This window comes from Bradyrhizobium sp. LTSP849, assembly GCF_000938255.1.
Lineage (GTDB): Bacteria > Pseudomonadota > Alphaproteobacteria > Rhizobiales > Xanthobacteraceae > Bradyrhizobium.
This window is the reverse complement of the sequence record NZ_JYMR01000011.1, coordinates 137,168-143,523: the sequence shown is the minus strand read 5'-3', so window position 1 is coordinate 143,523 and position 6,356 is coordinate 137,168. Positions and strand designations below refer to the sequence as shown.

The following is a 6,356-nucleotide window of genomic DNA, read 5'->3' as shown; positions in this document are numbered from 1 at the left end:
GAGAGATCTGAAGAGGGTCTTGGGATGGCATATCGGCAGGTTGGGCAACCGAGCTTCGCAGATGCGCTGGCGTCGCGGCGTGGGAAAGGCGGTGCGGTGCTGAGGCGGATTTGCGAACTGGTCGATTGGGGGGCTGTGGAGCGCGTGCTGTGCGGCCTTCCGGAACCTGAGCGTGGCGCGCCGGCCTATCCTCGGCTGGTGATGTTCAAGGCTGTGCTGTTGCAGCAATGGTACGGGCTGTCCGATCCGGAACTGGAAGAAGCGCTCGATGACCGGGCCTCTTTCCGCGACTTCTGCGGCTTTGCGCTGGGCGACGAGACGCCCGACCATACGACGATCTGGCGCTTCCGCGAAGCTTTGCAGCAGGCCGGTCTGGACGAGACGCTGTTTGCCGAGATGCTGCGCCAGATCGACGCGCGCGGGCTGGTGCTGCGTCGAGGCACATTGATCGACGCCAGCCTGATCCCGGCGGCGGTGAAGCCGCCGAAGCCGCCAAAGGACCCGCTGCCGCCCGGCCCAGACGGGCGCGCGCCGAGCAAGCTGGTCAACAGCGAGCGCGATGCGGATGCGCGATGGACCAAGAAGGGTGGCAAGCGATACTTCGGCTACAAGGCGCATGTCGGTGTCGACCAGTGCTCGGCGATCATCCGTCGCAGTAAGCTGACCGACGCTGCGGTCAACGATACGGTGCCGGCCGATGAATTGATCAGCGGCGACGAGAAGGCGGTCTACGCCGACCAGGCCTATGACAAGCACGAGCGCCGCGCCGGGCTGGCTGCCCGGGGCATCAAGCCGCGGCTGATGTTCCGGCCCAACAAGCATCATCCCCTGACCGAGCGGAAGAAGCGCTTCAACGACGCCGTGGGACGCCGCCGCGCGCCGGTCGAGCAGGTCTTTGCGCGCCTCAAGGGCGTTTACGGCTGGGCGCGCGCTCGCTATCTGGGCTTGGCACGCAACCATACCCATCTGCGTCTTCTCTGCTTGGCCATGAACCTCAAACGATGGGCGGTGCTGTGTCCCGCGGGAGGTGTGGCGTGACTGCCGTAGCCCAACGCCATCGATCGGCCACGAAAACAAGGCCGTCTGCGTTCGCTCGCCATCCGAGGCCACACAAAAAAATGCCCCACATCGAGCCTCACTCCCGCACGGCCAATTAAGCAAAGCCCTCGCAAGCGGGAGAGGGGGCTCACCTCCCTCGTGGTCGGCACTTGGCTCCGATCTGACGCGACCTACGCCGCGTAGGTCGCCCGAAACTTCTTCGTATCAAGCAGCGCCAGAACCTGCTCGGCCGATACCGGCCGGCTGATCAGATAACCCTGAACCTCATCGCACTGGGTCTCGCGCAGATATTCGAGCTGGTCGGCAGTCTCGACGCCTTCCGCGACCACGCCGATGCGCAGGTCGCGCGCGAGCCCAATCACCGATTTCACGATCGCGGCGCAGTCCGGCTGCACCAGCATGTCGCGGATGAAGGACTGGTCGATCTTGATGCGGCTGAACGGCAGCTTGCGCAAATACGTCAGCGACGAGAAGCCGGTGCCGAAATCGTCGAGCGCCACCGTGGCGCCGAGCTCCAGGAGCGCATTCAGGATCGACGCGGCCGAGCCGTATTTCGACAGCAGCATCGATTCCGTGATCTCGATCTCAAGCCGGTGTGGAGCGACCTTGGCGTCGGCCAGCGCCTGCACGATGGTCTGGAGGATGCCGGCGTTGTGAAATTGTGCCGCGGAGAAATTCACGGCGACGCGGATCTCTTCGGGCCAGTCCGCAAGCGTGGCGCAGGCGCGACGTATGACCCATTCGCCGATCTCGTGGATCAGCCCGGTCTCTTCGGCGATCGGAATGAACTTGCTCGGCGGCACCAGTCCGCGTGAGGGATGCTGCCAACGCAGCAGCGCCTCGAAGCCGGTGATGCGGTTGTCGTCGAGATCGAGGAACGGCTGGAACACCAGAAAAAACTCGTCGCGCGCGATGGCGCCTTCCAGGTCCGCTTGCAGCGCCTTGCGGTCGCGCGAGGCCTTGTCGTCGGCTTCCTCGAAGAAGCAGACCGTGCCGGGGCCGGCCTTCTTGGCGCGATAGAGCGCGGCGTCGGCGTTCTTCATGATGTCGAGTGGCGCGTTGCCGTCGCGCGGCGCCAGCACGATGCCGACGCTGGTGGCGCCAACGATCTCGCAGCCCGCGATCAGGAACGGTTCGGCAAAAGCCGCAGCAAAACGCTCGGCGATCGCCAGCGCATCCTCGGGCCGCGCCAGATTGGCCATCACCAGCGCGAACTCGTCGCCGCCGATGCGCGCGACATGCTCGGCCGCGCGGGTGCAGCGCTGCAGCCGGCTTGCGACCTGGACCAGAAATTCGTCGCCGGCGGGATGGCCGAACTTGTCGTTGACCTCCTTGAAGCGATCGAGGTCGAGCAGTAGCACCGCAAACTCTTCGCCGGAGAGAGCGAGCCGCTTCAGGGCTGCATCGAGCGTCTCGTTGAAGGCGAAGCGGTTGGGCAGTTGGGTCAGCGGGTCTTGCCGCACCGTGCGCTCGGCCTCGATCTGCCGCATCACGCGCCGTGCGAAGGCGAAGGAATTGACGAACACGGCGCGCAACAGCACGCTGCCATAGACAAGCACCAGCACGGCCATCAGCACATAGGCCGGATCGCCGTCCCGGCTGAGGCAGATCGCGATGCCGATGAAGATGGGCGTTGTGAACGCGATGGCCGCGATCGGGATGGTGGCGAAGGCCAGCGCGCCGCCGGCCAGAATGCCGGAGCAGAGGCAGGTGATGACGAGTTGCCCGCCGGTGGCGGCGTTCGCAAAGAAGGCGACCGGCACGATGCCCCAGGCCACACCGAGCACGAAGGCGTTGCGCACCAGCCGGTGCATGGCGCGACGCGAGACGAATTGCGGTTTGGTGACGCGCCGCGAGGCATGCGATTGCAGGCCGAACACGATCGCGGCGCCGGCGACGGTGACTGCCCAGGCCAGCGCAAATTTCCAGTCAGGCGAATGCCACAGCGCGACAGCAAGTACGGCGGCGTTGCAGGCATTGGCCAGCATGATGCCGACGGAATAGCCGAGCACCAGCGACATCTGCTCGGCGCGGATATGGCCGGCAACGGCTTCGTCGGTTGCGGGACCGCCGAACGCCGACAGATCGCCGGCGAACAGCCATGCGCAATAGCTGGTCAGTTGAGTCCGCATTCAAGGGCCTGCAAGCATGGGCCGTTCGTCCGGCTCGGTCCGGAGAATTCGCCGCAAACCTTTGACGAACTATGAATTATCCCAGCAGGCGAGCGGCGCTGTGACCACTTCTGCGTGTCCAAGCCGCCGTATCGATAACAAATCGATACAAATGCGCGTGCCCGCCGTTAGGGCTGTAACGGCAGCGGGATGTTCGCCACCACCTGTCATGCCCCGCGAAGGCGGGGCATCCAGTACGCCGTGGCTTATCGGTTCAATCGCCGGCGCTGGTGGAATACTGGATCGCCCGCTTTCGCGGGCGATGACACCTATGTCCGGGGGAGTCCTCACCGCCCCAATTGCTTCGGGTCGTAATAGAATCGCTCCTCGATCAGCTTATCGCCCCGCCAGGTCTGCCACGCGATCTCATCCAACGTTCGGATAACCCCTTCCGCGTTGGTGAAGCTGAAGCTCCAGCGCGTCGCGACATTGTCGCCCTCGATCATGCTTGGCCCGACGCGGACGGCCTTGACCTCCTTGGAGGCCGCGAGCACGCCGCGCTCCTTGGCGACGAGCTTGTCGCGGCCGACCGTCGGGGCGGCGTTGTTCTCATACGTGGCTGCATCGGGCGTATAGAATTGTTCTATAGCGCCGATGAAATCCCCGTCCTCCAGCCGCTTCGCAAAAGCTTCCACGATGTCACGGCTCGGCATGGCGCACCTCACGATTAAAACCGACTGATAGTCGGTAAATACCGACCGTTGGTCGAAAAGTCAACTGGCCGCCTGCGCCGAATTCGACTAGACGAGACCCATGGCAAAACAGGCGGAGCGGCGGGCTGCGACATCGGAGGCGATCCTGACGGCGGCGCGCCGGCTGTTCGGGACGCAAGGCTTTGCCGCCACCACCATGGACGAGATCGCGGAAGCGGCCGGCGTCGCCAAGGGCGCGGTCTATCATCACTTCAAGACCAAGGAAGCCGTATTCGAGGCCGTGTTCGATTCCGTCTCGCGCGATCTCGTCGCCGAGATCGACAGCACCGCGCGCGCCGAGAAGGACGTGCTCGGTGCCATGGTCGCCGGCACCCAGCATTATTTTGCCGCCACCGCAAAAGGTCCGACCGGCCAGATCATCCTGCGTGACGGCCCGGCCGTGCTCGGCTGGGAGCGCTGGCGCGAGATCGACGCGCAGCATTTTGGCGGCAAGATGCCGCGCGCGATCTCCGCTGCCATGGAAGCCGGCCTGATCGCGCGGCAGCCGGTCGAGCCGCTGGCGCGGCTGCTGCTCGGCGCGGTGACGGAGGCCGCGGTCGCCTGCGCCGGACGCGCGGATATCGCAAGGGCGGGCGCGGAATATGCCCGTGCGTTCAAGTCGCTGGTCGAGGCGCTGCGTCTGCGGGCATGATTGTACAAAAGCGTTTTCGAGCGAAGTGGGTACCGGTTCGCGTAAAGAAAACGCGTCAAAACAAGAATCTAGAGCACCGTTCCGATTTTATCGGAACGGTGCTCTAGTGACGAAACGGAAACGCCACACCAACAAGAAGAACAGAAGCGCATGAACGCAAATTCCTCCCTCGCGCCGTCCGATCCCGCATTCGACTACATTATCGTCGGCGCCGGCTCTGCCGGCTGCGTGCTCGCTAACCGCCTGTCGGCGAACGGCAAGCACAGCGTACTGCTGCTCGAAGCCGGCCCGAAGGATTCCAACATCTGGATCCACGTGCCGCTCGGCTACGGAAAACTGTTCAAGGAGAAGACCGTCAACTGGATGTACCAGACCGAGCCGGAGCCCGAGCTGAAGGGCCGCCAGGTGTTTCAGCCGCGTGGAAAAACGCTGGGCGGATCGAGCTCGATCAACGGCCTGCTCTATGTCCGCGGCCAGCATGAGGATTACGATCGCTGGCGTCAGCACGGCAACACCGGCTGGGGCTACGATGACGTGCTGCCCTATTTCAAGAAGGCCGAGAACCAGTCGCGCGGCGCCGATCAATATCACGGCACGGGCGGCCCGTTGCCGGTCTCCAACATGGTCATGACCGATCCGCTGTCGAAAGCCTTCATCGACGCCGCGGTCGCGAACGGCTTGCCCTACAATCCCGATTTCAACGGCGCCACGCAGGAAGGCGTCGGCCTGTTTCAGACCACCACGCGCAACGGCCGTCGTGCCTCGACGGCGGTGGCCTATCTCGGCCCCGCGAAGACTCGCGTCAATCTCAAGATCGAAACATCAGCGCTCGGCCAGCGCGTGCTGTTCGAGGGCCGCCGCGCCGTCGGGGTCGAATACCGTCAAGGCGCGACGCTGCGCCGCGCACGGGCGCGCAAGGAGATCGTTCTGTCGAGCGGCGCCTACAACTCGCCGCAGCTGCTTCAGCTCTCCGGCGTCGGTCCCGCCGATCTCCTGCGCCGGCACGGCATTGATGTCGTGCTGGATGCGAAAGGCGTCGGCCACGATCTCCAGGATCACATGCAGGTCCGCGTCGTGATGCGCTGCGCGCAGAAGGTCACCCTCAACGACACCGTCAACAATCCGATCCGCCGCACGCTCGCCGGCGCGCGCTATGCGCTGTTCCGGAAGGGTTGGCTGACGATCGCCGCCGGCACGGCGGGGGCGTTCTTCAAGACCAGTCCGCGGCTGGCCTCGCCCGACATCCAGGTGCACTTCCTGCCGTTCTCGACCAACAAGATGGGCGAGAAGCTGCATGATTTCTCCGGCTTCACCGCATCGGTGTGCCAGCTTCGCCCTGAAAGCCGCGGCAGCTTGCGCATCAAGAGCGCGGACCCGACGGTGCCACCGGAGATCCGCATCAACTACATGTCGACCGAGACCGACCGCACCACCAATGTCGAAGGTCTGAAGATCTTGCGCAAGATCCTGAACGCGCCGGCGATGAAGCCGTTCGTGGTCGACGAATACGATCCCGGGGCGAAGGTATCCACGGATGCCGAGCTGCTGGATTACTGCCGCGAACGCGGCAGCACCATCTATCATCCGACCTCGACCTGCCGTATGGGCAATGACGCACTCGCGGTGGTCGACCAGCGGCTGAAGGTGAGGGGGCTCGAAGGCCTTCGGGTGGTCGATGGCTCGATCATGCCGGATCTGGTCTCGGGCAACACCAATGCGCCGATCATCATGATCGCCGAAAAGGCGTCCGATATGATATTGGAGGATGCGGGGTAACCCGCG

Annotated in this window: 5 protein-coding genes; 3 read left to right on the top strand and 2 right to left on the bottom strand. The window is 64.4% G+C overall.

All coding sequences use genetic code 11. The annotated features are described in order from the left end of the window. Positions 1 to 1,038, top strand: a 1,038-nt coding sequence (locus UB31_RS09380) for an IS5 family transposase (RefSeq protein ID WP_245305927.1), incomplete at its 5' end; no start/stop codon positions are given. A 191-nt stretch (positions 1,039 to 1,229) separates the two neighbouring features. Here the strand turns inward: UB31_RS09380 and UB31_RS09375 are convergent. Then, on the bottom strand, positions 1,230 to 3,191 hold the full coding sequence (locus UB31_RS09375; protein WP_045010641.1) for a putative bifunctional diguanylate cyclase/phosphodiesterase: 1,962 nt from the start codon (positions 3,189 to 3,191) through the stop codon (positions 1,230 to 1,232). 326 nt (positions 3,192 to 3,517) lie between these two features. Beyond that, positions 3,518 to 3,883, bottom strand: coding sequence for a nuclear transport factor 2 family protein (locus UB31_RS09370; protein WP_045010640.1), 366 nt, complete (start codon positions 3,881 to 3,883; stop codon positions 3,518 to 3,520). A 100-nt stretch (positions 3,884 to 3,983) separates the two neighbouring features. Between UB31_RS09370 and UB31_RS09365 the strand changes: the two genes are divergently transcribed. Together UB31_RS09365 and UB31_RS09360 are read left to right on the top strand one after the other, a co-directional pair. After that, a complete protein-coding gene (locus UB31_RS09365; protein WP_045010639.1) occupies positions 3,984 to 4,574 on the top strand; it encodes a TetR/AcrR family transcriptional regulator in 591 nt (196 codons plus the stop codon). A 150-nt stretch (positions 4,575 to 4,724) separates the two neighbouring features. Continuing rightward, the gene (locus tag UB31_RS09360) at positions 4,725 to 6,350 is read left to right on the top strand and encodes a GMC family oxidoreductase (RefSeq protein WP_045010638.1); all 1,626 of its coding nucleotides are present in this window, start codon (positions 4,725 to 4,727) and stop codon (positions 6,348 to 6,350) included. The last annotated feature ends 6 nt before the right edge of the window (positions 6,351 to 6,356 follow it).